The organism is Candidatus Dependentiae bacterium, from assembly GCA_016871815.1.
In the GTDB taxonomy this organism is placed as follows: domain Bacteria; phylum Babelota; class Babeliae; order Babelales.
On the sequence record VHBT01000050.1, the window covers coordinates 1 to 1,993 of the forward strand.

General features: G+C 36.2%; 1 protein-coding gene. It reads left to right on the forward strand.

Annotated features, from left to right (window positions below):
• Positions 1-19: 19 nt before the first annotated feature.
• The coding region (locus tag FJ366_04400) for a Tn3 family transposase (protein MBM3894807.1) at positions 20-1,993 on the forward strand (1,974 nt) is incomplete at its 3' end.

A 1,993-nucleotide genomic window follows, 5' to 3' on the forward strand; every position in this document is an offset into this window, starting at 1 on the left:
AGGTCATGCAGGATGATGCATGAGTAAAGCGTCGAAACGTTTAACGTTGTTAGATATCAGTGACTATCATGATTTTTATGATCTCCCAAAATTCAATGAAAGCGAACAGCAGTATTATTTTACCCTGACATCTGAAGCACAACAGTACATTGAGAAATTGTCACTTTCCAGTCAATGTTATTTTATCTTGCAGTGGGGCTATATCCGCGCGCGACGACGACTTTTCACGCTGACGGCAAAAGAAGTCAACCGCGATATTTCTTTTATCCTCAATGCCTATTTTCCCGCGGATGCTAATACAGCCATCGAATCCCTCCCTTCACGCAATACCCAAACAACACTTCGAAAATCAATCCTGAAATTTTTAAATATTCAAGACAATGAGAAAAACCGAGATCAATTGTTATCAAAAAAAGCAACCGATTTATTAGCCTATTATCATCGCCCGCAAGAGATTTTTCGCGCTTTAATTTCAATGATTGAAAAGGAAAATCTTTTATTGCCTGACTATACGATCATGCAAGACATCATTAGCACAGCCATTACACAAGAAGAATCGCGGCTATCGAATATCATTACTCAACAGATTCCAGAACATATTCGAGAAAAGCTCTCCACTATTATTCGAGAAACAGAAAAGTTTTACCTGTTGACGAATTTTAAACAAGACCTCAAGAATTTTAATTATCGGCAAATGAAGAATGAATTAGAAAAACAAGCATTCGGAAAAGATGTCTATGATTACTCAAAAACCCTCTTGCCTGCCTTAGAGATATCACAGCATAATATTCATCATTATGGGAGATTGACTCTCTATTATTCCGTCTACAAATTACGTCGTATGCCGGAAGAAAAAGCGTATTTATATCTTTTATGTTACCTGTATACGCGTTATCAAAAAATCAGTGAAAATATTGCGCAAGCGTATATTTATAAAATTGACCAATATTATTCAGAATCAGAAAAAGAAGCCGAAAAAATATTTTTGGATGAAAAAAAGCAACTCGATTTAGATCAAGAAAAAAATGCAAAACTGATTGGCTTGTTTGATGAAGAAAATTTATTTAAGCAAAAATTTGGGCAAGTGGCAGAAAATGAGGCTTATAAAATCATGCCGCGCGAAATGATTCGAAAAATAAAAACCCATATGATGCATCAAGAACAGTATCGGCAACGGTTATTTTGGCAACAAATCACAAAAAAACATGCAACCATCACAAAAAATCTAAAGCCTTTGTTTTGCGCGTTAGCGTTAAGCAGTGATTCAAAGAAAAACAGCGTCTTACACGATGCCTTAGCGTTGCAAGCCTTGTTTTCAAAGCATGTCTCTGTAGATAGTATTGAAGAGAAAAAATTGCCGACAAAATGCATTCCGCCAAAGACAAATCCTTATCTTTACAAAAATCAGCAATTGAATAAAAAAGCATACGAGTTTTTTCTTTATCACCGATTGCGTGAGCAACTTGCTTCTTATCGCATTCACTTGAATGATACTTTGCAGTTCAAATCGTTTACCGAAGACATCAAATCCGTCAAAGATTGGGAAAAAGATAAGCCAAAAATCATAGAAAAACTTAATAATGTTAAATTATCGGATGATGTTGAAAAGCGTCTGGATGAATTAATCGAAATACTCGAAGAATGGTATGTCATCGTTAATGAGAATATTGCGAGCGGTGAAAATACCTACATTAAAATCACGGAAGTCGACGGTAAAAAAACCTGGAACTTAACTTATCCTGACGATAATGAAGAATTAGACCATACATTTTATCGAACATTGCCACCGATTGACATCAGTGACGTCTTTGATTTTGTGAATAATCTTTGTCAGTTCATGGAGGCCTTTACGCATATCAATGGGCGCTATCAAAAAGGCGAACGCGACGATAGTTGCGTTAAAGCGTGCATTATTGCTAACGGAACACATCTAGGTATTGCGCAAATGGCGATGCGTTCTAACTTGGATTTGCAATCGTTAACGACACAACAA